Source organism: Gilliamella intestini (genome assembly GCF_900094935.1).
In the GTDB taxonomy this organism is placed as follows: domain Bacteria; phylum Pseudomonadota; class Gammaproteobacteria; order Enterobacterales; family Orbaceae; genus Gilliamella; species Gilliamella intestini.
In genome coordinates this window covers 1-24455 of sequence record NZ_FMBA01000032.1, presented here as the reverse complement: position 1 = coordinate 24455, position 24455 = coordinate 1, and the positions used below count along the sequence as shown (strand labels likewise).

Below are 24455 nucleotides of genomic sequence, written 5' to 3'. Positions count from 1 at the left end.
TATTAATTTTTATAATACGGTTAAACCGCATAAAGGAATTTCAGGCAAAACGCCTTATGCATTTTTAGCGGATTATTTTAATCATGGCGTGTAAATAGTGCGATATTTTCCTACATGTATCGAAATTAATTGCATTGCTCAGTAATGAATTTGTTATCATTACCCTGTATTTTTGCTATATGCTTATTACGCTCACATTCCCATTTTTCAGGTGGGAACATTTTATCCCAAGCAGCCATTAATCTTTTTTCTTGATCAGATAAATTAATTTTATATTTGTCAGACATATAAAGATATGTACGTGCTATCTTTCCACGAATTTTTTCTCTTGGTTGAAATTTACGCGTTTTAAAATCAACGGCTGTTTTACAACTTCCATATTGATTAAATTCTTTAGTGAATTGCGAGTAGTGATAATTAGAGCGATCGCCATTTACTTCGCCGATTGATGGTTGCAGATTATGCATATCTCCTTCCATTTTGTTGAATGTTATATCTTTCTTGCAATTTTTACGTCCCCCATCTTGCCAACATTGTAGATGTCGCCCAAAATTTTCAGCAGGCATTACATGTTCCCATTCAATGCGTTCAGCTCTAGCTTGGTTTTTACGTGGTTTATAACCGCATTTAGTAAAATTAATGGTACCTTTTTTATTGTTAAAACTAAATTCGCATCCACAATAAAATTCGGTTTGTTCAGGGTTTGATTTGTATAGCTTAGTTAGATGTGTTTTAGCTGAATTAAAATTCTGTGCTGAGTAAGTAAAGAAAGGAGTAAGACAAAGCAAAATAGCAATATTTTTCAAAAAAATCCATTTAAAATAAATTCCAAAATTATAAAAAACTAATATTTTCAGATAAATGTATTGATTTATAAGTAGGCATTGCTACAGCAATCATCATCTGAAGAACTGATAAGGTAACTCCAACCTAAAACGAGAATTTAAGAAAAAGAAAACCGAATTTTAATTATATTTCTTTTACTACTTTTAAGTTTTTTGACTTTTGAGTTGTATCAAAGGTAGGCAAAGGCCTCTACAGATAAGTTTAAATATATCAACTTAATATTTAAAAATCAAGGTGAGTATATGGCATTAACATGATCTGAAGTTCAGAAAAAAGTGATAATCAAAGCGATTTTAAATCAAAACATTACAAACTACCTATTGAAGCTGTAAATTTAATTATAGAATATAATTTGAAACGGTATAGAGTCCTGAATATTTTTTACAAAGTTTTGACTTAAAAAGTACCAGTTATTTAAAACGTTATAGTAATATTTCTGCAAGAAAGAAGAAAAAGTTTCCCGAATTGCAACACAAAGGTAGATAGGTATATAATTGCGCTTTGCTTATAATTAGATATAAACATCATGATAAATAATCAAATTAGCCATATTATAGCTAGTGAACTTACTGTAAAACCAGAACAAGTTTTAGCTGCAATTCAATTATTAGACGAAGGTAGTACAGTTCCCTTTATTGCTCGATATCGAAAAGAAGTAACAGGTGGGCTTGATGATACACAATTACGTAATCTTGATAGTCGATTGAGCTATTTGCGTGAGCTTGAAGACCGCAAACAAACTATTTTAAAGTCAATAGAAGAGCAAGGTAAATTAACACCTGAATTAAGCAAAAATATTGTACAAACACTAAGTAAAACCGAACTTGAAGATCTTTATTTACCTTATAAACCCAAACGCCGTACTCGAGGTCAAATTGCAATTGAAGCAGGTCTTGAACCGCTTGCTGATGATTTATGGCAAAACCCTTCATTAAATCCTGAAAAAGAAGCTGAAAAATATCTTAATACTAATAATGGCATTGCTGATTCTAAATCAGCTTTAGATGGCGCGCGCTATATTTTAATGGAACGCTTTGCCGAAGATGCAGCGTTATTAGCAAAAGTACGTCATTATCTTTGGAATAACGCTCATTTAGTTTCGCAAGTAGTCAGTGGCAAAGAAGAAGAGGGCGCAAAATTCCGAGATTATTTTTCACAAAGCGAACTTATTTCTAAAGTACCTTCACACCGATCTTTAGCTATGTTTCGAGGGCGAAATGAAGGCTTTTTACAGCTCTCGTTAAATGCCGATCCACAATTTGAAGAAACACCAAAAGAAAGTTATTGTGAACAAATTATCACTGAATATCTAGGCGTTCATTTTAATGAACAACCAGCAGATAAATGGCGCAAAGCGGTGATCAATTGGACATGGCGCATTAAAATTTTAATGCACATGGAAACCGAATTAATGACCACATTACGTGAGCGAGCAGAAGAGGAAGCGATTAATGTATTTGCTGCCAACTTGCATGATATGTTAATGGCTGCACCTGCTGGTATGAAAGTCACCATGGGTATGGATCCAGGGTTAAGAACAGGCGTAAAAATAGCGGTTGTTGATGCAACAGGTAAATTAGTTGCGACTGAAACTATTTATCCGCACACAGGTCAAGCGGATAAAGCAGCGATGGTTATTGCTGCGCTTTGTCTTAAATATCAAGTTGAATTAGTAGCAATTGGTAATGGTACAGCTTCGCGCGAGACTGAACGTTTTTATTTGGACGTTCAAAAAAAATACCCAGAAGTGAAAGCGCAAAAAGTGATTGTAAGCGAAGCCGGCGCTTCGGTTTATTCCGCATCAGAACTAGCAGCGCAAGAGTTTCCTGATCTTGATGTATCTATTCGTGGTGCAGTTTCTATTGCTCGGCGTTTACAAGATCCATTAGCTGAACTTGTTAAAATTGATCCTAAATCGATCGGAGTAGGTCAATATCAGCATGATGTAAGCCAAACTCAGTTAGCTAAAAAGCTTGATGCTGTGGTTGAAGATGGCGTTAACGCAGTTGGTGTCAATTTAAATACTGCCTCAATGATGTTACTTGCGCGTATTGCTGGTCTAAATAAAGTTATTGCGCAAAATATTATTGATTGGCGTAATGAAAATGGACAATTTACCGATCGTAAACAACTATTAAAAGTTTCGCGCCTTGGTCCTAAAGCATTTGAGCAGTGTGCAGGTTTTTTACGAATTATGGATGGAAAAAACCCTCTCGATGCCTCAGCTGTTCACCCAGAAGCTTATCCTATTGTTGAGCGAATTTTAGAGAAAAATGGAAAATCTTTAAAAGACATTTTAGGTGATAGCAATTATTTAAAATCACTTAAAGCAATTGATTATGTGGATGAAAATTTTGGTGTGCCAACAGTAACTGATATTATTAAAGAACTTGATAAACCAGGACGAGATCCAAGACCTGAATTTAAAACTGCGCAATTTGCTGATGATATAGAAACGATGGAAGACCTAAAAATAGGTATGATTATGGAAGGATCTGTTACTAATGTAACTAATTTTGGCGCGTTTGTTGATATTGGTGTGCATCAAGATGGTTTAGTGCATATTTCAGCCTTATCAAATAAGTTTGTTGATGATCCAAGAACCGTAGTAAAAGCAGGCGATATTGTTAAAGTTAAAGTGGTGGAAGTTGATATTCCACGCAAACGTATTGCGTTAACTATGCGCCTTGATGATCCTGCATCATCGACTAAGCAAGATGATAATCGTATTTCAAAAAAACACACTCAGTCTAATAAACAAAACAATTATAATTCATCGCTGAGTAACAGTGCGATGGGAAATGCGTTTGCTGCAGCATTAAAGAAAACTAAATAAAAATTTTTATAAATTATGGGACAATAGTCCCTATTTTGTAATCAGCTACGTTGAATTATAGCCATTTTTATATTGAATATTATCAATATGCTTTTAGTTATTTTTTAACTAAGCTATAAAATAATAGAAAGGGAATATCAAAAATAATGAAAAAATATTTTAATGCTGTTTGGCTGACATTAACCATTATGTTGTCAGGATGTGATAAAAATGAAATAAAATTAACAGAAGAAGTTAAAGCAGAATTGGAAGATCAAGACAAACCGATTTGTTTTTACCTAGGTAACGTAACGTTTCCTTATCTTAAAAAAGATCTTAGTTATCCTGCAAATGAACGCTTAGAAGTTTGGGTAAACAATGAATTAAATCGCCGGTTAGAGATTTTTTCAAGTTTAGGTTTACTTGAGCATTCATCAGATGCTAACAATCAAACGACCACCTATCAATTAGCTAAATTAAACAGCGATACGATATTTAAAAAAGGTAGTTTTTGTTTTGGGCAACTGAGTTTAGATCATCTTGTTGTTAAGGATAATAGAAATAGTGTAAACCCTTTTGCAATGGTAACTTATACGATTGAGCAAATTCCTTCTTGGGTTAATAATGATATTTTTAAACAATATTTTTATGCACGTGAATTAGATAAAAATAAATTAAATTATCATGTTTACTATAGTTATCCTAGTTTAATTAACGGGCAATTTCCGAAGAAAATATCTTCCTCAATTAAGTTAGCCAAATTAGTGAATGGTGAACTGATCTTTGATAACGAAGATTCGATAAAGCATTCATATTTTTATAGTAAAGAAGATGATAAATGGGATCGAGGGCATTTCACTTATGCATATTATGATAAGGCAAAAGCAGCTGAAATCAGATATGATTTTGTTAAATATAATCATGTAAATAATGATTGGGGAATAGAGCCAGATCCCGTATTGTTAGCAAAAGAAAAACCAAAACCATCAGCAAATTTAGCTCGTTCAACGAACTTAGTTGTAATGTATTATTATTTTGATCATGCACTTACCCAAAATCGTATTAAGTCGGCAAAAGGATATATAAAAGATAAGTTATTAGATCAGTACTCAAAATTGCTTAGTGAAAAAAACGATTTTTCTTTTGAAATGAATTTTGATGAAAATGGGTTAGTTTCTTATTTTGCTAATGTAATTAAAAGTTATAGTTATAAACAAAAACGTATTATTACATCTTCTGACGATATAAAAACAGAACGAAGAAACTGGAAATTCTACGATTATTTTGCCATGTCTTTGCCTAGCCAAGATCAAAATTATCTCAATCCGTTCGCAACCAATAAGTATGAAGAAACAGATGTATTTGATATTTTTCAAGCAGACTATAACACAAAACTTGTTCAAACAGGGGGTGATTTAAATAAGCTTCGTTCAGTTTCCGTTGGCTATGATGATGAAGAAAAAATACTATATTTTAATAATAATATGACATTTCAATACAATAATAAAAATCAGTTGATTTCAAGGGTGATTGATAATGAAACTTATACTATGGAGTATGATAAACAGGGTCAATTAATCAAAATGAAAAAATATATTGGTAATAAAAAGAAAGCAAGCCTTGAATGTCAGTTTTCTAAACACAATCAAAAAGGTGATTGGACAGTCAAAGAATGTAATGATCGAAAGATAACAACTCGAACTATTGAATATTATTAATAGCTATTGCCTAATTAGTAAATAAATAACATCAAAATTTGGCAAGTAGATGAAATTACCATAGATTTAAAAACATCACAAATAAACACTAGGTAATACAATCTGTTGTAGATTATATTGTTTTAATTGTTCTGCAAACTGCTCTACTTGCTGTTTATTGGCAGATGGCCATGTTTTAGCGATGCCATGTACGCCATGATTATGAAAGGCATTAATTCGAATTCGAATATTGGGATCTATATCAATTAAGAATTTGGCAATATTTTTAGCATTATCTTGTAGATCTGTTTGTTTAGGAATAATTAAAAGTCTTACCTCATATAGTTTTTTTATTTTTGCCAGATATTTAATCGTTTCTTTTACTCGTCGATTGTCTCTTCCCGTTAACTTTTTATGCACATCATTATCCCAAGCCTTGAGATCAATCATTGCGCCATCCATCACATTTTCTACTTTTTGCCACCCTGTTTTAGTTAAATAACCATTACTATCAATAAAGCAAGTAAGATGGTTTAAATCGTCGGCTTGTTTTATTGCTCTAAATAGATTTTCAATAAAAGGAAGTTGCATAGTGGCTTCGCCTCCACTAAGGGTTATACCATTTAAAAATGGCAGATATTTTCGGATAATTGTTAATATATCTTCAACACTATATTTATAAGTCATTGGTGTTGAGTTATGAACACAAGTATTAATACAAGTATCGCATTGTTGGCAAACCGAAGTTTGCCATATAACATGATGATTGTTAAAACTTAATGCTTTATGTGGACAAGCATAAACACAATCACCACAATCTTTACATAATGATATTGTGTAAGGATTGTGGCAGTTTAAGCAACGAAAATTGCATCCTTGTAAAAATATGACTAGCCGATTGCCTGGTCCATCAACACAAGAAAAGGGTAATATTTTATTAACGATTGCCCATGACTTGTTCATGACTAATAACTCTTGGCTTTCGACATAAATAACTATTGTTTTTAACGTCATCAGCAGCTTCTGCGCCTAAAAACGTTGTGTTAATTCGTGATCCTTCTTGTTTATACTTTTTGATGTCGGATAATCTAACCATATAACCGGTTACTCGAACAAGATCATTGCCACTAATATTGGCTGTAAATTCACGAAAACCTAATTTAAAAGCTGCTTTACAAATTTGCAGTAATGCTGATGGATTATTTTTGATGGTTTCATCGATAGTCAAAATATCACTAATGCCCGATGTGTAGTAATGATGATGTTTAAACAATGCCATAATGTGAGTAACGGGATCAGGCTCATGACCATAAGGAATTCGTAGACCAGGGGTTGCACCTCTATCGGTACTGATTCCTGATTGTGAATGTAACATAGCCTTTCCTTTCCAAGCATTTTCTATTGTGTGGTTTTCAATAAATTTAGCAATGAGCTCGGTAATGGTTAATGCCAGTTCATTGGCTTGTTCGTCAAAACCATAACGCCCTGCTAGATTTGCTTTTTCTTGCAGGATATTGACCGCTTCAGCCATGCCAAAAATACCAAACATTGGGGCAAATCGGTTGGGATCGATTAATCCTTCTTGGACTAAAAAACTGCTATTAAAAAAATTGGATTGATTATAAAGAAAGTCCGATCTTGCTTGAATAAGATTAAATTGTAACTGACAATAGTAAGGTAAGGTATTTGTCAAAAAATCCTCACTATTTTTACTGCGTAATGCTACTTCTTTTAAATTGATTCGTGAAAGCGTGCTTCCTCCGCCTGCAATGGGTAGTGAATTATAGCAACTTACTACGCCATATCCTTGGTCATCAAAATCTTTTTTGATCATATTATTGTTTGCAATATGAGGTTTGCTTGTTTCACAAATATTTTCTATTGCGACTAATAATAGTGATTCTGGTGTAATGTCTTCATCATAGATAAAGGTTAAATTAGGTGCAACTTGTTTAAGCTCTCTATCTACACGTAAGATTACCCGACAGATAATATTATCAGTTGGGCCAATATTGGCATGCATAAACGCATCGGGCAAATTACGATCAAGCATGATCCAAAAACGCTTTAATCGTTGATAAATTTCATCTTCAGTAAGATTACCAACGTAAGGAAGTAAAATTTGATCTAAGCATCCTAAATAAACAGGCATACCCGTTACCGAAGGAACATGATGATAAGCAATAGTTAGCATATTTAGCGCATCATCAAAAGTCTTGGCAGGCTTAAGTTCAAGCCATTTTGAACCTTGTTGTAAGAATTTAGCATAATCAGGGAGCACATAGCGTGGTTTATATGGAGCGTGGCCCTCATACATGTCACAAATAACACGTTCATCTAAAGCTTTTTTGGTTTCACTATCAATATCAACATAAGGCAAATTATTTTCTGCTGCTAGTGCGAGCAAATTGGCTTTTTGTTTTGGTGACAAATTTGGGTCGGTCACGATTTGATAACAACTATTTTGAAATTCTGTCATGTCAATATTAACCTCGATACTAAAAAATATAGTTTAATGCTTATTTATTAACAATTTATTGTTTTTTAGCAATAAACTGATTTTGTTGATTATTAAGATGTTAATTGGTGATCAAGCTTATTTTGCAAAATTAAACATATAATTATTAATTTTATCACCCTCAACCTGATCACCATTTTTATTAAACCTTAAATGATAGTGATATTTTCTAAATCTGTGTAATAAATTAGTTATTGCGTAATGATTTTATAGATAAGCTGAGGCGCTTTTGCATTATCACTAATAATAATATTGTCATAAAGTTTTTGTTTGATCGCATCAATCTTATCAGTACTAGCATGGATAGTTAACAAAGCTTCACCTTCGGCAACTTTGTCACCAACTTTTTTATGTAACACGATTCCAACAGCTGGATCGATAATATCTTCTTTAGTTGCACGACCTGCACCTAATTGCATAGCAGCAATACCAATTTGATCAGCAATGATTCTTGAAACATAACCTGATTTAAGTGCAGGTAAAGCAATTTGATAAGGTGCACTAGCCAATTTTTCAGGGTGATCAACAACTGAGCTATCCCCACCTTGTGCTTCAATCAGTATTTTGAACTTCTCAACAGCTTTGCCATTTTTAATAACTTCTTGAAGTTTTGCTCTGGCTTCTTCTAATGTTTTGGCTTTATTAGCAAGTACAACCATTTGGCTACCTAACGTTAAAACTAATTCAGTTAAATCAGCAGGGCCATGACCTTTTAAGGTATCAATGGCTTCTTTTATTTCAAGTGCATTACCAATGGCATAACCAAGCGGTTGTGACATATCAGATATAATTGCCATGGTTCTACGGCCAATTTGGTTACCGATATTTACCATTTCGTGAGCTAATTTTTCAGAATCGGCCATATCTTTCATTAGCGCACCATCACCGGTTTTTACATCAAGGACAATAGCGTCAGCGCCGGCTGCTAACTTTTTACTCATAATTGAGCTTGCAATAAGCGCAATAGAGTTAACTGTTCCTGTAACGTCTCGTAAAGAATACAACTTTTTATCTGCAGGGGTTAAGTTGCCAGATTGACCAATAACGGCAAGCCCTTTATGATTAACTTGATTAATAAAATCTTGTTTACTTAATTCAATTTTAAATCCTGGAATTGATTCAAATTTATCGGTAGTGCCGCCAGTATGACCTAAGCCACGTCCAGACATTTTGGCAACAGGAACATCTAATGCGGCAACAAGCGGTGCAAGTACGAGTGTTGTAGTATCACCAACGCCTCCAGTTGAATGTTTATCAACTTTAATACCTTGGATTGAAGACAGATCAACCGTATCGCCCGAATACATCATTGCGCTAGTTAAATCAGCACACTCTTTTGATGTCATACCTTGATAGTAAATTGCCATTAATAAAGCACTAACTTGGTAATCGGGGATAGTTCCATTGGTATAATTAGTGATAAAAAATTGGATTTCATCAGTGGTTAATTCATTGCCGTCACGTTTTTTTTCTATAATATCTACAAATCTCATAATGATTCTCTCTTAAAATCAATAAATCAAGTTAGTGTGTTGCTATGTTCATACAATTATGACTGTTTAGTTTTTGTCGAAATAGTCGACGAAAAATTGGTTAGTATAAATAAACCTCATATCAGATTTACTATTTTTTATTTTGATCAAAAATAAACTAAAATTAATCAAGATCACTTGGTGAAAATGACCAAGGTAATAATTCTCCCACTGTTGTTTCTTGAATTTTCCCCTGCATATTGGTCAAAATAACAGGCATATCTTTAGCACAAAACTCACTAATCACTTGACGGCATGCGCCACAAGGTGAAATTGGCCCATCAGTATCTCCAATTACCACCAATTTTTTAAATTTTGTTTTACCTTCAGAAACCGCTTTAAAAATTGCTGTTCTCTCGGCGCAATTTGCTAGTCCATAAGATGCGTTTTCAATATTACAACCTAAAATTGCTTCATCATCTTCAGTAATTAGTACGGCACCAACCTGAAATTTAGAATAAGGTACATAAGCTTTAGAACGGGCTGTTTTGGCTAATTCAATTAGTTTTTCAATTTTCATATTAATAATCCTTCTTTCTTAATCACATTATTTTGTGGGTGTTTGTAGATTTATACGGTATACACCAAAACCTAAGGGGTCTTGTTCTAAAAATTTTATTGGGTAGAGTGAATTATTTTCAATATAGGTTTTTGCATCATCATTAAGGGAAGATTCAAAGCGAATATCCAAATCTTTATTACTAGTGATCGGAGCAATTTGCCAATTATTATCGACAGTAACATCTACTGTACCGTTCTTTTGGGTCATATTGGTGATATAAGCTGAAAGAATCACTCTTAAATCATCTGGTGAATTGAATTTGACATTTTTTTCGCCTGTCCCAGGGAATATACCTCCATAAGCACGATAATTATTGGTGGCAATTAAAAATGTTTGGTTAGGATCAATTGGTTTTTGTTGATAAGTAAGATTTTTAATTCTTTCTGATGAAGGATTAACTAGCTGACAATTTGCATCATAACGCGGTGGCTTTGTTACATCTATTTGATAATTTACCCCATCAATCGTATCAAAATTATAGGTTCTAAATTTGTCCCAATTAATCAAATATTGTATTTGGGATGAATGCGGATCAATTTGATTATAGACACCAGCGGAACATTCCAACCACTCTTTAACATCTTTACCTGTAATTTTCACAGCAGACAAAATATTAGGATAAAGGTAGATATCTGCTGCATTTCTAAACGACAAATTTCCTTTTTTGACATCAACAAAAGCACTTGGATCGTTTTTTCGTCCGCCAGCTTTAAACGGTGCAATAGCTGATAAAATAGGTAACCCATCCAGATCAGGATCGCCTTGAATAAATTGCTTAACATAATTGATCTGTGCGTCGTTAATAATTTGTAAGGCAGATGTATCTTCAACCAATGCTAGATAGCTCGTAATATCGGTTGAAACTTTACCTATTGGTTTACTAACAAATTCACGTGTTCCTTGGTGATCTTTACTTAAAACATCGACGATTTTTTGATCGGCTTTAACTAGTGCTTTTTTAGTTTTTACATCATAGATTGGTCTAGTTTCTGATTTACCTGAAATCACTTGCCAATTTGATTTATCGCCTTCAAGAACTAAGTCCACCACTCCCAAATGGCTCCCCCAATGTCCGGGCATTACAGCTGGGACATGATTAATATTGCCGGTATTAATATCTGTATTTGGCAATGATTTGAAATCTTCACTAGGAAATATGCCGTGAGAATGGCCAAACATAATTGCATTAATACCCTCTACTTGACTCAAGTAGTAAACCGAATTTTCAGCTAACGCCTTATAAGGCTCAGAGGAAACACCCGAATGGGGAATGGCAACAATGACATTAGCACCTTGTTTTTTCATTTCAGGCACCAACAGCTTAGCGGTTTCGGTGATATCTTTCACTATAACCTTACCATCAAGGTTAAGCTTGTCCCACTGCATAATTTGTGGTGGGACAAAACCAATATAGCCAATTTTAATAGTGTGCTTATTACCAGTTCTATCAACAACAGGAGTATCTAAAATAATATATTGTGTAAAAAATGGTTTCTTGGTTTTGGCATCATAAACATTAGCGTTAACATAAGGAAATTTAGCTCCAGCAAGGCTTTTTTGCAGAAATTCCAATCCAAAATTAAATTCGTGGTTACCAATATTACCCACAGTATAATTAAGCGTATTGAGTGCTTTATAGGCAGGATGAATATCGTCATCATCAAGGCCTTTATTTACGGCATAATCGGCCATTGGGCTACCTTGAATCAGATCTCCATTATCAACAAGAACACTATTTTTTACTTCGCTTCTTGCTTGATGAATTAAGTTAGCGGTTTTTACTAACCCGAAAGTATCAATAGACTGATCTTTAAAATAGTCATAGTTCATCATATTGCCATGCAAGTCGGTTGTTTCAATAATCCTTAAATCAACCGTTGCAGCGCTTGCCGTACCAGAAATAAATAGGGCTAAAAAGGTTAAAGGTAACTTAGTTTTTTTCATGCAATTTCTTATTTTTCTGACAGTTAAATTAGTTAATGGGTATGGTTAGTAATAAATTTTGATATTCTAAAAAGCGTTCAATAATTGCTGGATGATATCTTTTATTATTGATACAACTTTCTAATAACTGCTTGTCACTAGATGTAAAATAAGCAAGAATTTTCTTAATTAATTGGGTTTTAATTGAATTTTCAATAAATGCAGCTTGAATGCCGCATAGTGTGATATCAAGCAATTCTAATCGTGAAAATGCAAATATAGATTGAGCTATGTGATATTCTTTTTCTATATCGGTACCAAAAATCCCTGCATCATCGGTATTTAGTGTAATGCGCACACCTTGGTCATAAAGCTGCCTGATGGGATGCTGATAAATATCGCCATGCAGCTCATTAACTAAAATTCGATTGCTTGTTAAGGCAATTTCGAGGGTGATTTTTTTATCAATCAGTTCACGAATAAGTGTTTTGTCTTCAATAGCACGAATGCCGTGTCCAATTCTGTTTGCACCATGCTTAATGGCTTGAATAATACTTTGGGCTGAATCTATTTCGCCGGCGTGATACGATTTTTTTAGATTAAGCTCAGTAGCCAATTCATGAGCATCTTTAAAATCATCAAAATGACCTGCTTTTTCATTACCAGCGATATTAAAACCAGTAATAAATGGGTGAGGATTATTTTCAATGAATCGCAATGTATCGTAAACCACGTCCGCACCAAGATGCCTAACACCAATTACATGATATCGCACAGTAATATCATATTGCTTACGAACGTCAATAATTGCCTTATCCATCTGCTTTAGTGTTTGCTGAAATCTATCTTGATTCCAAACAACGTGTCCATCATGGGATTGTGTTGCACAGATATGAAAAGGGGATATAAACAGCTCGCAATAAATCAATCCTTGTTTAGCATTTCTATTAAGAAAATCGTAAGTAATTAAATAATAATCCTCTGGATTTTTTAGAAAGCTAGAAACAATATCATATGTTTTGATAAATTCTTCAAATTTAGATTCGTCATATGAATATCTACCATTTTTATACTCATTAGTATCATATTGATCGGGCTGGTAACATAAACTTTTAGGGAATGGAATATTGTTTTTTTGAGCTAATTGGTGAGCCATCACAGGGGTAATACTTCCTTCAATGTGCTCATGTAATATGACTTTAGGTATTATTTGATTGTTCATTTGGCATTTAATTTATTTAAATGAGCTAAGTGTGCTCTAGTAACAATGACATAAAAAGATCAAAATAGCATACTAACATTTTGAGTTATAAACTTAGTTAGTCTACCTTGATAAGGTACCTTTCTGCCATTTAATTTGCATTACTTATTTATTTTTTGTGCGACAAATCAAATTTTTAAAGTTAACTGATTGATAACCAAAAAGGCAACAACCTATATTGTTGCCTTTATATTGATAACATTAAATTTAACTTTTCACACAAATAAGCGATTAATTAATAGCTTGAGCTGTTTCTTTGTTTGAATGTTCGTTTTTAAAAATCAACATAAACACAATAGCTAAAACTAAAGCATAACCTGAAAAAACAAGCCAAACAGCATGCCAGTTTACGGTTTTCCCTGAAGTATAATAATCGACCACGAAACCACTAGCCATTGTTCCTAAATAAGCGCCGATTCCATTGGTCATCATCATAAATAACCCTTGTGCACTATTACGGATATCGGGTGAAACTGTTTTTTCAACATACATGGAGCCTGAAATGTTATAGAAGTCAAAGGCACAACCATAAACAATCATTGATAGAAGTAATAATACAAAACCGAAAGGAGAAGGATCGCCGTAAGCAAATAGTCCAAAGCGAGCAACCCAAGCAAATATACTAATTAACATAACATATTTAATACCAAGGCGCTTCATAAAAAACGGTACAAATAAAATAAATATCACTTCTGAAATTTGTGAAATAGAAAGTAATACAGCAGGGTATTGAATTGCTAAGCTATCTTTGAATTCTGGAATATCATCAAAACTATGCAAAAATGAATTACCGAAGGTATTGGTAATTTGTAAAATACCGCCTAAAAAAGCTGCAAATAGAAAAAAGATAACCATTTTAGGTTGTTTGAATAACACAAACGCATCTAACCCCAATGAGCTAATAAGTGATCTTTTTTTATCTGTGTTTTGTGATGTCGAAATAAATGGAAGTGTTAATGAATACAAACTTAGTAAAAGAGAACCCGCAGCGGCGATATAAAGTTGTGTATTGCTAGCTTCTAATTTCAAAAAGCTAACTATCCACATTGCAACGATGAAACCGATAGTACCATATATCCTAATTCCTGGAAACTGAGTGATAACATCAAGTCCTTGAGAGTTCAAACATGAATAAGAAATTGAATTTGAAATAGCGATGGTAGGCATAAAGGCTAAACAATGAATTAACATAACAATTGTCATCATTAACGGTGATGTAACAGATGCAGCAATAATTAGTGTTATAGCACCAATTAGGTGACAAAGAACATAAAGGCGATTGGCTGGTATCCATCTATCGGCAACAATACCGAGTAAACTTGGCATAATTAGTGAAGCAATTGCCATCGAACCATATACAGAAGCTACCTCAATACCAATAAAATTTAATTGATGCTCAAGATAATAATTTAAGGTGATTAACCAGCTTCCCCATATAAAAAATTGTAGAAAAAATATTGCTTTAAGTTGTATCTTGGTATTCATTTTGTTCCCTTATTAAATAAGATCTTTATAACCTATTACACATAAATATAAATAAAAAATTTGTATCACTATCAATATTGATAAGTTAAAAAAAATGGCAGTTATTCTGCCATTTTTAGTTTTAGTTTTGATTTAATAATACCGACTCTAGTGCAACGGTGATCATTTCTTTAAAGCCTAACTGTCTTTGCTCTGCAGACATGGCTTCGCCTTTTCGAATATGATCCGAAACCGTGCAAATGGCCAGTGCTTTTGCGCCGTATTGTGCGGCAACGCCATAAATGCCGGCAGCTTCCATTTCAACACCTAAAATATTGTATTTTTCCATAATATCGAACAGTTCAGGTTCAACACTGTAAAATAAATCGGCTGAAAAAAGATTGCCGACTTTTACATTTACACCTAATCTCTTCGCTGCATTAACAGCATTACAAGTCAGATCAAAATCAGCGATAGCTGCAAAATCATGATCTTTAAAACGAATTCGATTGACTTTTGAATCAGTACAAGCGCCTAACCCAACAATAACATCCCCCAAGTTGACATTTGGGCTAATTGCACCACACGAACCAATACGAATGATGTTTTCAACACCATAAAATTTAATTAATTCGGTTGCATAAATAGAGCAAGATGGAATGCCCATGCCATGTCCCATAACTGAGACTTTTTGCCCTTTGTAATAACCTGTAAAACCTAACATCGCTCTTACATTAGTGACTTCTTGCGCGTTTTCTAAAAATGTTTCTGCAATAAATTTTGCTCGTAGTGGATCACCGGGCATTAAAACGGTTTTTGCAAACGCATTATCAACGGCATTAATATGCGGGGTAGACATTAACTTCTCCTGATATTGGTTACTAAATTAGTATGAGTTAAATTACTTCTTTTTTATAAACGATTTACCGTAATTCATTGGCGATAAACCAAAATAGTCAGCAACGCTTTGCCCAATATCGGCAAATGTTTCTCTATGACCTAAAGATCCAACCGGTACGCTATTACCATAAACAAGCACGGGAATATGTTCACGTGTGTGATCTGTTCCTGCCCATGTAGGATCGCAACCATGATCGGCACTAATAATAAGCAGATCTCCGGGCTGAATTAGTGCTAACATTTCAGGTAGGCGACTATCAAAATATTCTAATGCGGCGGCATAACCCGAAACATCACGACGATGACCATAAGACGAGTCAAAGTCAACAAAATTGGTAAAGACAATAGTATTATCTTTAGCTTGTTTTATTTCCTCAAGTGAGGCATCAAAAAGTGCTTCAAGGCCAGTTGCTTTAATTTTTTTGGTGATGCCAACGTGTGCATAAATATCGGCGATTTTACCAACTGATACTACCGTGCCGTTTTTTTCATCAACTAATTTCTTAATCACTGTTGGTGCAGGTGGTTCAACAGCAAGATCATGACGATTACCTGTACGTACAAATTCGCCTGCTTTTTTTCCTACAAATGGCCTTGCAATAACACGGCCAATATTGTAATTGCCTTTATTTAGCTCATCGCGAGCAATTTCGCAAATTTCATAAAGCCTATCTAGGCCAAAAGTCTCTTCGTGGCAGGCAATTTGGAATACTGAATCAGCAGACGTGTAAAAAATAGGTTTATTAGAAGCCATATGCTCTTCACCAAGTTCATCAAGGATAATGGTTCCAGATGAATGGCAATTACCAAGATAACCAGGAAGTTTTGCGCGGGAAACAATTTTATCTAAAAGATCTTGAGGGAAGCTATTGGTGGTATTAGTAAAATAGCCCCAATCAAAAAGTACTGGCACGCCGGCTATTTCCCAATGCCCTGAAGGTGTATCTTTACCCGAGGAAATTTCGCTTGCATAACCATAAGAGCCAATGATATCACCTTCGGTTGCCATGCCTTTTGGATAATGTCCTGTCGATTCATATGCGGCTTCTATTAATCCTAATTTACCTAAATTAGGCAATTTCAGCACACCATTGCGTCCGCTTTCTGCTTTGCCTAATGCACAAGCTTCGGCAATATGTCCCAAAGTGTTAGCCCCTTCATCGCCATATTTTTTGGCATCTTCAGCACCGCCGATCCCAAACGAATCTAGGATCATAATAAAAACTCTTTTCATAATATCCTCTAACTGATAAACAATACTTAAATTGAGTACACTAAATATAATCAATCACAGCCAATCAAATACTGATGACTATTTTGGCGCTAACAATAAATCGGTCTAACAATAATTTATAAAACATGACTCGACTAGTTATAATACATAATAACAAAAAACAAAAAATATTTAAGCATTGCTTTATCAAATATTTGAATATTTGATTAATTAATGTAATGAATTTGATCTTACTCACACTTTTTATAAAAAATTCAAAAGCATTTATGACCAAATTAAGTTATTAAATAACATTAGTCATGTGCTAATATAGAAGCTAAATACAATAGGCTATAAACCATAAAAAATAATAGATAAAACCGATTTGCGCTTTGGTGTCTGCTTTCAAAAGAGTAAAGGTAGTGATTAATGAAACAAAAAATTCCTAATACATTTGGTTTAACTGTTTTTGCTAAAAAAGTTGTTATTGTCACGACAGTTGAACAATTACAACAAGTTTGGCAAGATAACATTGAAAATTATCCCATTATGATTATTGGCCAAGGCAGTAACACGCTATTTACATGTGATTTTGACGGTATTGTTATTGTTAATCGCATCAAAGGTATAACCATTACCGAAACTGAACAAACATGGCATTTAAAAGTTGGAGCTGGCGAAATTTGGCACGATGTCGTATCACAAACAATTGAAAAAAATATATCAGGGCTTGAAAACCTTGCTTTAATTCCTGGCTGTGTGGGTTCTGCGCCTATTCAAAATATTGGTGCTTATGGGGTTGAATTTCAAAAAGTAGCCGATTATGTAGAACTGCTCGAATTTGCCACAGGAAACATTATTACTGTCACAGATGGTCAATATGGTTACCGTGAAAGTGTCTTTAAAAAAACGTATTTGCAAGGTTATGCCGTTGTCAATGTGGGCATTAAATTACCCAAACAGTGGCAGCCAGTTTTAACTTATGGGGAATTGCGAAACTTTGATCCCAAAATTGTTACTGCAAAAATGATATTTGATAAAGTGTGTGAAATCCGCCGTAGCAAGTTACCCGATCCCAAAGTACTTGGCAATGGTGGTAGCTTTTTTAAAAACCCTGTGGTCGATAAAATTGTTGCTGATAAGCTACTTGAAATTTATCCAAACATGCCAATATATCCACAAGCCAATCATCAAACAAAATTAGCTGCAGGTTGGCTTATTGATCAGTGTGGTTTAAAAGGTTATCAGATAGGCGGAGCGGCTGTGCATCAACAACAAGCATTGGTTTTAGTTAATAAAAATCAAGCCACAGCGCAAGATGTGGTTGAACTAGCACGTTATATTAAAAAATGCGTAGCACAAAAATTCTTGGTGAATTTATCACCAGAAATCCGATTTATTGGCAATCAGGGCGAAATTAACGCAGACAGTTATTTATAATTAGCACCAAATTATAATTGCCCGCTAATCATAGCTCATAAATTATATGCGATAACATTATGAAACATTCGTACTCATTTCCTATTTTATTAACCAGTTTACTCTTTGTGACTATCTCGTTGTCGGCATTAAACACACAAGTACCATTGTGGTTGGTGCGTAATGAGTTTTCGCTTGGGCAAATTGGGCTTGTAGGATCAAGTTATTTTACAGGTAACTTGATTGGTACTATTTTTGCCAATTGGTTTATTAATAAATTCAATGCGCGTCACACTTATACCTATAGTTGTATTATTTTTGCAGTAGCAACAATTGGGCTAGGTTTTTCAATGAATTTTTATAGTTGGATAATGTGGCGATTTTTTATTGGTATTGCTTGCGCTGTAACGTGGGTGGTTATTGAAAGTTGTATATTGCTAACAGGTCCAGTTCGTACGCGTGGAAAAATGCTTGCAATATATCTAACCACTTACTATTTAGGCACGGTTTTAGGGCAAGCTTTGTTGCAGTATTTTCCACAAGATGTATTGTATTTTGGGTTAGTTATTACGTTACTGATGGGGCTTGCGATTTTATTTATTTTGCTCACCCATTATAAATTACCAAAAAGGAAAAAAAGCAGCTTTAACATCATGCCAATGATATTGAATAAGCCTTCTCGACTAGGCTTAACTGGTTGCGTAATTGCCGGTATGTTAATTGGATCATTATATTCGCTTTTACCAGCTTATTATTCACACTTAGGTTATAGTGATATTCAAGTGGCTAATTGGATGATATTACTGATTTTATCAGGCGTCATTGCACAAATGCCTGCCAATTGGTGTGCAGATAAATTTGGGCGGCAACGTGTATTATTAATTGAATCGTTACTAATGTTAATTGCATGTATTATGCTGATATTCAATTGGTTTGATGCGCTAGCCATTATCTTATTAGGTGCAACCATTTACACCATTTACCCAATATCTATGGCTTGGGCATGTTCGTGTGTTAAAAAACAAGATATCGTTGCCATGAATCAAGCCATGCTATTAACTAATACTTTAGGCAGTTTAATTGCACCGGCTGTGATCGCCTTTATTATGGATAAAATGAATAATGCTTATTTATTTGTCAGCTTTGCTATAATCTCGTTATACTTCATTATGCTGTTAATTAAAAAAAGAGGAACGGATGCGCAACCACAACAATCCACTTAAATTAATTGAAATGCTTGCAGATGGCCAATTCCATTCAGGGGAAGAATTGGCAACAATTTTTGGCATAACCCGTGCTGGCATCAATAAATACATTAAACAACTGCGTGAGTGGGGGCTAGAGTTATCATCTGTACAAGGCAAAGGTTATTGCTTGTCAGCTCCGCTTGATTTGCTAAGTAAAAACAAAATTGATCTACACTACCAATCCGATAGCCACTGTGAAATATTACCGATTATCGACTCGACTAACCAATATCTACTGGAACGAATTGGTCAATTAACATCGGGCGATTGTTGTGTTGCCGAATTTCAATCAAAAGCCAGAGGGCGAAGAGGGCGGAAATGGTTTTCACCTTTTGGTAGTAATTTATACTTTTCTATGTATTGGAAATTAGAACAAGGTGTGGCAGCAGCAATGGGGCTGAGCTTAGTGGTCGGTATTGTGCTTGCCGATACCTTACGTTCATTATCTGGCCAAGACATCAAAGTTAAATGGCCAAATGATCTATATCTTAACGATCAAAAACTAGCTGGTATTTTAGTTGAACTTGCAGGTAAAACTGGCGACTGTGCCCATGTTGTGATTGGTGTTGGCGTCAATTTAACCATGACAAACCCAGATACCAACATAGTTAACCAAAAATGGGCTAATTTAGGTAAAGTTGATCGAAATTTACTCGTTGCTCAAGTAGCCAAAACTTTAAAAAGTAAATTAATCGAGTTTGAACAACACGGTTTAGCGCCATTTATTAACGATTGGCACAGGCTTGATAACTTTGCTAATCGCCCTGTAAAGCTATTAATTGGCGATAATATTATTCGCGGAATAGCAAAAGGCATAAATGATCAAGGTGCCTTATTACTAGAACAAAATGGCAAAATTAATGCCCATATTGGTGGCGAAATATCACTAAGAATGGATAACTAATAACCCAAAATCATTAAAAGCTATTCCGCTTATCACAAGCGGAATAGGTAGATAAACTACTTTTTAAATTTCAAAACACGCAGAGCATTTGCTGTCACAATTGCCGTTGTACCTGAATCAGCTAACACGGCCAACCACAGCCCAGTAAAACCAAATAAACTGGTGATCAAAAATACTAATTTAACCCCTAACGCAATTGTAATATTTTGTTTAATATTATAAGAAGCAAAGCGTGTTAAACCAATTAGCTTAGGCAAACTTAACAAGCTATTTTGGGTTAGTGCGGCATCAGCGGCTTCTAGTGCAACATCAGTACCGCTCCCCATAGCAATACCTACGCTTGCGGCTTTCATAGCAGGAGAATCATTAATTCCATCGCCGACCATTGCAATAGCGGTTGTATTACGGATTTTTTCAATCTCTACTAATTTATCTGCTGGTAATAGTTCGGCTCGGTAATCGATGTTGAGCTGTTTTGCTATCTGTTTTGCTGCACGTTCATTATCCCCTGTAAGCATTAGGGTTTTTAAACCAAATTGATGTAATTGATTGATTGCTGTTATGGCATCAGCACGGAGCACATCTTGTAAAGCGATAATCCCCAATAATTTTTGGTCAGTTACTACTGCTTGGTTAGTTACTACTACAATGACCGTTTTCCCTGCGCTTTCTAGTTGACTAATTATTTTTACCTGTTCATCGGTTAATTGCATCGAAATAGTTGATATTTTATTGGGTGAGACAATATAAAAAATTTGCTGATTTATTTCACCTTGTATTCCAACGCCTGCTATTGTTTTACGATTATTGGCTTCGACAAACGGAATTTGGTTTTGCTTAACATAATCAACAATAGCTTTAGCTAAAGGATGATGTGAACCACTTTCTATTGCTGCCACAATGGCAAGTAACGCTTCTGTTGAGATTGCATTTTGGTTAATAATATCGGTAATCTGTGGTTTACCTTCAGTTAATGTACCTGTCTTATCAAACGCAATTAATTTCACTAAGCCAATATGCTCTAACGCTGCGCCTCCCTTAATTAACACGCCTTGCTTTGCTGCATTAGACAATGCTGAGGTTATCACCGCAGGGGTTGATATCACTAGTGCGCAAGGGCAACCAATTAATAACAATGTCAAACCACGATAAAACCAAGTATACCAATCAGCATTGAACAACAAAGGTGGCGCAACAATCACTAACAGAGCAAATAAAGCGATTGCTGGTGTATAATAACGACTAAATTTATCAATAAATCGTTCAATAGGTGCTTTACGCTCCTCGGCATCTTCAATCAACTGTAAAATACGATCAACGGCATTTTGCCCAACTTCAGAAACTACTTTAAGTTCAATGGTATTATCGACCACGAGCGATCCTGCCAAAATTTTATCACCTGAAAGGTAATTTACGGGGATCGACTCGCCTGTTAAAGCGCTTTCATCAATATTGGCTTGCTCGCTTATTAAAATTACATCAGCAGGCAAACGTCCTCCTGCTGAAATTTCGATAATATCACCCGGTTTCAAACTACGGCTAGCAATGGTTTTTCGTTTACCGTCAATAATTATTACTGTTTCTTCAGGCATTAGCTTGGCAAGTGACGAGATTCCCTGTCTAGCCTTACTTGTTGCCACACCTTCTAGCATTTCGCCAATCATAAATAAAAATATAACCATGGTTGCTTCTTCGGCGGCACCAATAAATAAAGCACCAATAGCCGAAATACTCATTAACGACTCGATAGCAAAAGGGGTGCCACTACGCGCTAAAATTAACGCCTCTTTTAAAATTGGAATTAACCCAATAATGGCCGTTACCATAAAAGCATATTCGCCTGCTGTTTTATTTAACAACAACAGCAGATAACTCACTACAATCAAGCCACCTAACACCGCTAAAGGAATAAGCGCCTTTTTATCAAAACCATGAGTATGCTCATGATGAGTATGTTCAGAAGTAGATTCAAAAATAGGGGTATAACCTAACTCGGTGATTTTATCTTCAATCAATTTAATGGTTTTTTCATTCTTTTGCGGAACCAAAACCACTAATTTTTGGGTAGAAAAGATAATTTTAGTTTGGCCAATATTCGGCAACGTTTTTAGTCCGTTTTCAATTTTTTGTGCACAGTGCGCACAATCCATGCCTTTTATTTTCCATATTAATTTAGTTTGTGAGCTTTGCCTGTCTGGAGCATCGGGGGAATCATCACACTGATTTTTTTTTGCTGCTGTATGGCAATCACCGGTATGGCAATCTCCACCACAGCTAGGGATTGAGTCTTGATGACAACTTAGATCATGAGATAAATGTGCATGATTATGCGCCATATTTTTACAGTCACAATGACAACCTTTATCTTCATGATGGTGATCATGATTCACAGATTTGTTATTGTATAACATAACATTACCTTGATATAGGGATGATTTTGATTGTACGCTAAAAAACGGAAAAAGAAATCATTTTTGTTTATTGCATGGCGAAAAAATAAAATCAGTAATAGTAAAAAATAAGAGGAAAACAAAACCAATCTAGCTTTATAAACAACATATATTAAAAACAATTGATTTTACTAGTTTTTTATTTAATTATCGTTTTAATACGCAATTACCATTTTAAAGTTTTTCATAAAACTTAATTAGTAACCCCCTTAATAAAACTAAAAAAATCTTAAAAAAATTTTCAAAAAAGCTAGTCAAATAGTTTTCAAACGATTACAATTAAAAACAGAATAGGTTATTTAATAACCAGAAAATTATAAAATATCAAATAAAAAAGATATTACTTGACAAGGAAGATGTGATGCAGTACCATGTAAAGCACCAAGCACCAAGCACCAACACTGGCAAACCTATGCCTTAAGCTTATCAAATAACGCCATTAGGCCTGTTTTTAGATTTTTCTCGCTTATATCCTCGATATTATCGCTTAAATTATCACTAAAATCATTTTCAAAAATTGTATTACTGGCACTGCCGTTATTGTCATATTCGTGGCAATTGCAGGCAGCAAATGGTAACAATAATCAAGTTAAGCGTAGTGATGCAATTATTTTAAATTCAAGAGCAGTTATTAACTATGCAAGACCAGAGTTGTTTTATGGACAAAGTGATTGGTTTGCTGGTCCGGCTGACATATGGAATCCGAATAAGGGATTTTTAATTCAATCGAACAATCCTGTATCATATAGTAAAAATTTCCCAACAACGGGTGCTAATGGGTTATCCTTTGATTTACTGATAGAGGGAGATGTAGATGGATTGATATGGGATCCTGTCACGCATGAAGGTATAACAGCTACAGCGACAAGAACAGTGGCTTATCCACGGTCTAACTCTAACTGGTGGTGGTTACCTCCTGAAGAGGATGGAAAAATTGTAATACGTGTTAAGTTAACCGGCCCAGAGGCAAAAACTCAATGGGAAAATGACAATCCTAGACCAATTCGAGTGCCAAAATTACCTCAGACATTTGAATTAGTGGGTAGAGATAGTTTAGGTAACCATGTAATTAAATATGGATTTGTTTTGCAGAAGTGGTTTGTTAATCGAGGCAATATATATGATTTTAGTCCTAATCAAATGTCTTGGTGTAACAGTCTAGGCTATCGTTTGTCGCAGGTAAAGGACTTGACTAACCATGCATGTAATAGAAAAAATAGTTTTGTCTTCAACTGCAGTGATGGAGTAGATGGTGCTAAACCAGCATCATCAAATGATAATGGTTATCAGCGACAAATAGGTGCAGGTTTGTTCACTGAGTGGGGCGAGATAGATTTTTATAGAGATGGAGGTTTTAAATACAACCCCTATACCACAAGTGAAATCTATCATAGTCCTGGTACTGCTCGAGACGGTGCTTATTACATTGTTTACTCGGACTTTGGCAGTGTTCATGTCCCCTTTAACAACGGAAACAATGCAACTCCTGCAGTTTGCGTCACCCCTTAGTTTTTAGTTATTAATCTTTAAGTTATAAAAAGACTGCCAAGCAATAAAAAACAGCAGCCCCACATCAAGTGGGGCTGTTTATTTGTCTATTTTACTGGTTATTTTTGTAAAAAATATTCAGGAGTCTATACCGCTTTAAATCCATAACAAATTGATTTAACTAGAAAAGTAAAAAGCGCCAACAACACCGCAAGG

16 protein-coding genes and 1 pseudogene are annotated in these 24455 nt (G+C 34.7%); 6 read left to right on the top strand and 11 right to left on the bottom strand.

Annotated elements, in window-relative coordinates; genetic code table 11:
- Positions 1-125: 125 nt before the first annotated feature.
- On the bottom strand, positions 126-812 hold the full coding sequence (locus GA0061080_RS08705; RefSeq protein ID WP_209435786.1) for an endonuclease: 687 nt from the start codon (positions 810-812) through the stop codon (positions 126-128).
- Positions 813-1372: 560 nt separating this feature from the next.
- On the opposite strand from GA0061080_RS08705, the pseudogene GA0061080_RS08700 reads away from it, so the two are divergent.
- Both GA0061080_RS08700 and GA0061080_RS08695 read left to right on the top strand, forming a co-directional pair.
- A pseudogene (locus GA0061080_RS08700) lies at positions 1373-3542 on the top strand (Tex family protein); the annotation flags it as partial.
- Positions 3543-3828: 286 nt separating this feature from the next.
- A complete protein-coding gene (locus GA0061080_RS08695) occupies positions 3829-5379 on the top strand; it encodes a hypothetical protein (protein ID WP_091124247.1) in 1551 nt (516 codons plus the stop codon).
- Positions 5380-5454: 75 nt separating this feature from the next.
- Here GA0061080_RS08695 and GA0061080_RS08690 read toward each other — a convergent pair whose 3' ends face one another.
- The 9 genes from GA0061080_RS08690 to GA0061080_RS08650 all read right to left on the bottom strand — a co-directional run bounded on the left by GA0061080_RS08690 (position 5455) and on the right by GA0061080_RS08650 (position 16752).
- Positions 5455-6321 (bottom strand): YjjW family glycine radical enzyme activase, encoded by an 867-nt coding sequence (locus tag GA0061080_RS08690; protein WP_091124244.1) that lies wholly within the window; start codon positions 6319-6321, stop codon positions 5455-5457.
- A complete protein-coding gene (locus GA0061080_RS08685) occupies positions 6296-7837 on the bottom strand; it encodes a YjjI family glycine radical enzyme (protein ID WP_091124240.1) in 1542 nt (513 codons plus the stop codon). Before GA0061080_RS08685 ends, GA0061080_RS08690 begins: the two co-directional genes overlap by 26 nt.
- Positions 7838-8067: 230 nt before the next feature.
- A complete protein-coding gene (locus GA0061080_RS08680; protein WP_091124236.1) occupies positions 8068-9369 on the bottom strand; it encodes a pyrimidine-nucleoside phosphorylase in 1302 nt (433 codons plus the stop codon).
- Positions 9370-9532: 163 nt separating this feature from the next.
- Positions 9533-9928: a cytidine deaminase gene (locus tag GA0061080_RS08675; protein WP_065560330.1), complete on the bottom strand. Its 396-nt coding sequence runs from the start codon at positions 9926-9928 to the stop codon at positions 9533-9535.
- 27 nt (positions 9929-9955) lie between these two features.
- Positions 9956-11914: a bifunctional 2',3'-cyclic-nucleotide 2'-phosphodiesterase/3'-nucleotidase gene (locus tag GA0061080_RS08670; protein ID WP_091124234.1), complete on the bottom strand. Its 1959-nt coding sequence runs from the start codon at positions 11912-11914 to the stop codon at positions 9956-9958.
- A 28-nt stretch (positions 11915-11942) separates the two neighbouring features.
- Complete coding sequence (add, locus tag GA0061080_RS08665; protein ID WP_091124230.1) at positions 11943-13115, bottom strand: adenosine deaminase; 1173 nt, start codon at positions 13113-13115, stop codon at positions 11943-11945.
- A gap of 270 nt (positions 13116-13385) precedes the next feature.
- Complete coding sequence (locus GA0061080_RS08660) at positions 13386-14639, bottom strand: nucleoside permease (RefSeq protein WP_091124227.1); 1254 nt, start codon at positions 14637-14639, stop codon at positions 13386-13388.
- A 121-nt stretch (positions 14640-14760) separates the two neighbouring features.
- On the bottom strand, positions 14761-15477 hold the full coding sequence (deoD, locus tag GA0061080_RS08655; RefSeq protein ID WP_091124224.1) for a purine-nucleoside phosphorylase: 717 nt from the start codon (positions 15475-15477) through the stop codon (positions 14761-14763).
- Positions 15478-15519: 42 nt separating this feature from the next.
- Positions 15520-16752 (bottom strand): phosphopentomutase, encoded by a 1233-nt coding sequence (locus GA0061080_RS08650; protein WP_091124220.1) that lies wholly within the window; start codon positions 16750-16752, stop codon positions 15520-15522.
- Positions 16753-17160: 408 nt separating this feature from the next.
- On the opposite strand from GA0061080_RS08650, the gene murB reads away from it, so the two are divergent.
- The 3 genes from murB to birA are packed head-to-tail and all read left to right on the top strand — an operon-like array spanning position 17161 to position 20301.
- Positions 17161-18171: a UDP-N-acetylmuramate dehydrogenase gene (murB, locus tag GA0061080_RS08645; protein WP_091124216.1), complete on the top strand. Its 1011-nt coding sequence runs from the start codon at positions 17161-17163 to the stop codon at positions 18169-18171.
- A gap of 59 nt (positions 18172-18230) precedes the next feature.
- A complete protein-coding gene (locus GA0061080_RS08640) occupies positions 18231-19373 on the top strand; it encodes an MFS transporter (RefSeq protein ID WP_091124212.1) in 1143 nt (380 codons plus the stop codon).
- A complete protein-coding gene (birA, locus tag GA0061080_RS08635; RefSeq protein WP_091124208.1) occupies positions 19348-20301 on the top strand; it encodes a bifunctional biotin--[acetyl-CoA-carboxylase] ligase/biotin operon repressor BirA in 954 nt (317 codons plus the stop codon). The genes GA0061080_RS08640 and birA overlap by 26 nt, the downstream gene beginning before the upstream one ends.
- A 56-nt stretch (positions 20302-20357) precedes the next feature.
- Here birA and GA0061080_RS08630 read toward each other — a convergent pair whose 3' ends face one another.
- Entirely contained in the window at positions 20358-22712 is a 2355-nt protein-coding gene (locus tag GA0061080_RS08630) for a heavy metal translocating P-type ATPase (RefSeq protein WP_091124205.1), read from the bottom strand.
- Between the two features lie 579 nt (positions 22713-23291).
- Between GA0061080_RS08630 and GA0061080_RS08625 the strand changes: the two genes are divergently transcribed.
- Complete coding sequence (locus GA0061080_RS08625) at positions 23292-24260, top strand: hypothetical protein (RefSeq protein ID WP_091124201.1); 969 nt, start codon at positions 23292-23294, stop codon at positions 24258-24260.
- Positions 24261-24455 lie beyond the last annotated feature (195 nt).

Bases quoted from the DNA above. Each gene is read 5' to 3' on its own strand.
- GA0061080_RS08660 (WP_091124227.1), bottom strand. From the start codon at position 14,639: ATGAATACCAAGATACAACTTAAAGCAATATTTTTTCTACAATTTTTT.
- GA0061080_RS08670 (WP_091124234.1), bottom strand. From the start codon at position 11,914: ATGAAAAAAACTAAGTTACCTTTAACCTTTTTAGCCCTATTTATTTCT.
- murB (WP_091124216.1), top strand. From the start codon at position 17,161: ATGAAACAAAAAATTCCTAATACATTTGGTTTAACTGTTTTTGCTAAA.
- GA0061080_RS08640 (WP_091124212.1), top strand. From the start codon at position 18,231: ATGAAACATTCGTACTCATTTCCTATTTTATTAACCAGTTTACTCTTT.
- GA0061080_RS08650 (WP_091124220.1), bottom strand. From the start codon at position 16,752: ATGAAAAGAGTTTTTATTATGATCCTAGATTCGTTTGGGATCGGCGGT.
- GA0061080_RS08675 (WP_065560330.1), bottom strand. From the start codon at position 9,928: ATGAAAATTGAAAAACTAATTGAATTAGCCAAAACAGCCCGTTCTAAA.
- add (WP_091124230.1), bottom strand. From the start codon at position 13,115: ATGAACAATCAAATAATACCTAAAGTCATATTACATGAGCACATTGAA.
- GA0061080_RS08685 (WP_091124240.1), bottom strand. From the start codon at position 7,837: ATGACAGAATTTCAAAATAGTTGTTATCAAATCGTGACCGACCCAAAT.
- GA0061080_RS08695 (WP_091124247.1), top strand. From the start codon at position 3,829: ATGAAAAAATATTTTAATGCTGTTTGGCTGACATTAACCATTATGTTG.
- GA0061080_RS08690 (WP_091124244.1), bottom strand. From the start codon at position 6,321: ATGAACAAGTCATGGGCAATCGTTAATAAAATATTACCCTTTTCTTGT.
- GA0061080_RS08680 (WP_091124236.1), bottom strand. From the start codon at position 9,369: ATGAGATTTGTAGATATTATAGAAAAAAAACGTGACGGCAATGAATTA.
- GA0061080_RS08630 (WP_091124205.1), bottom strand. From the start codon at position 22,712: ATGTTATACAATAACAAATCTGTGAATCATGATCACCATCATGAAGAT.
- deoD (WP_091124224.1), bottom strand. From the start codon at position 15,477: ATGTCTACCCCGCATATTAATGCCGTTGATAATGCGTTTGCAAAAACC.
- birA (WP_091124208.1), top strand. From the start codon at position 19,348: ATGCGCAACCACAACAATCCACTTAAATTAATTGAAATGCTTGCAGAT.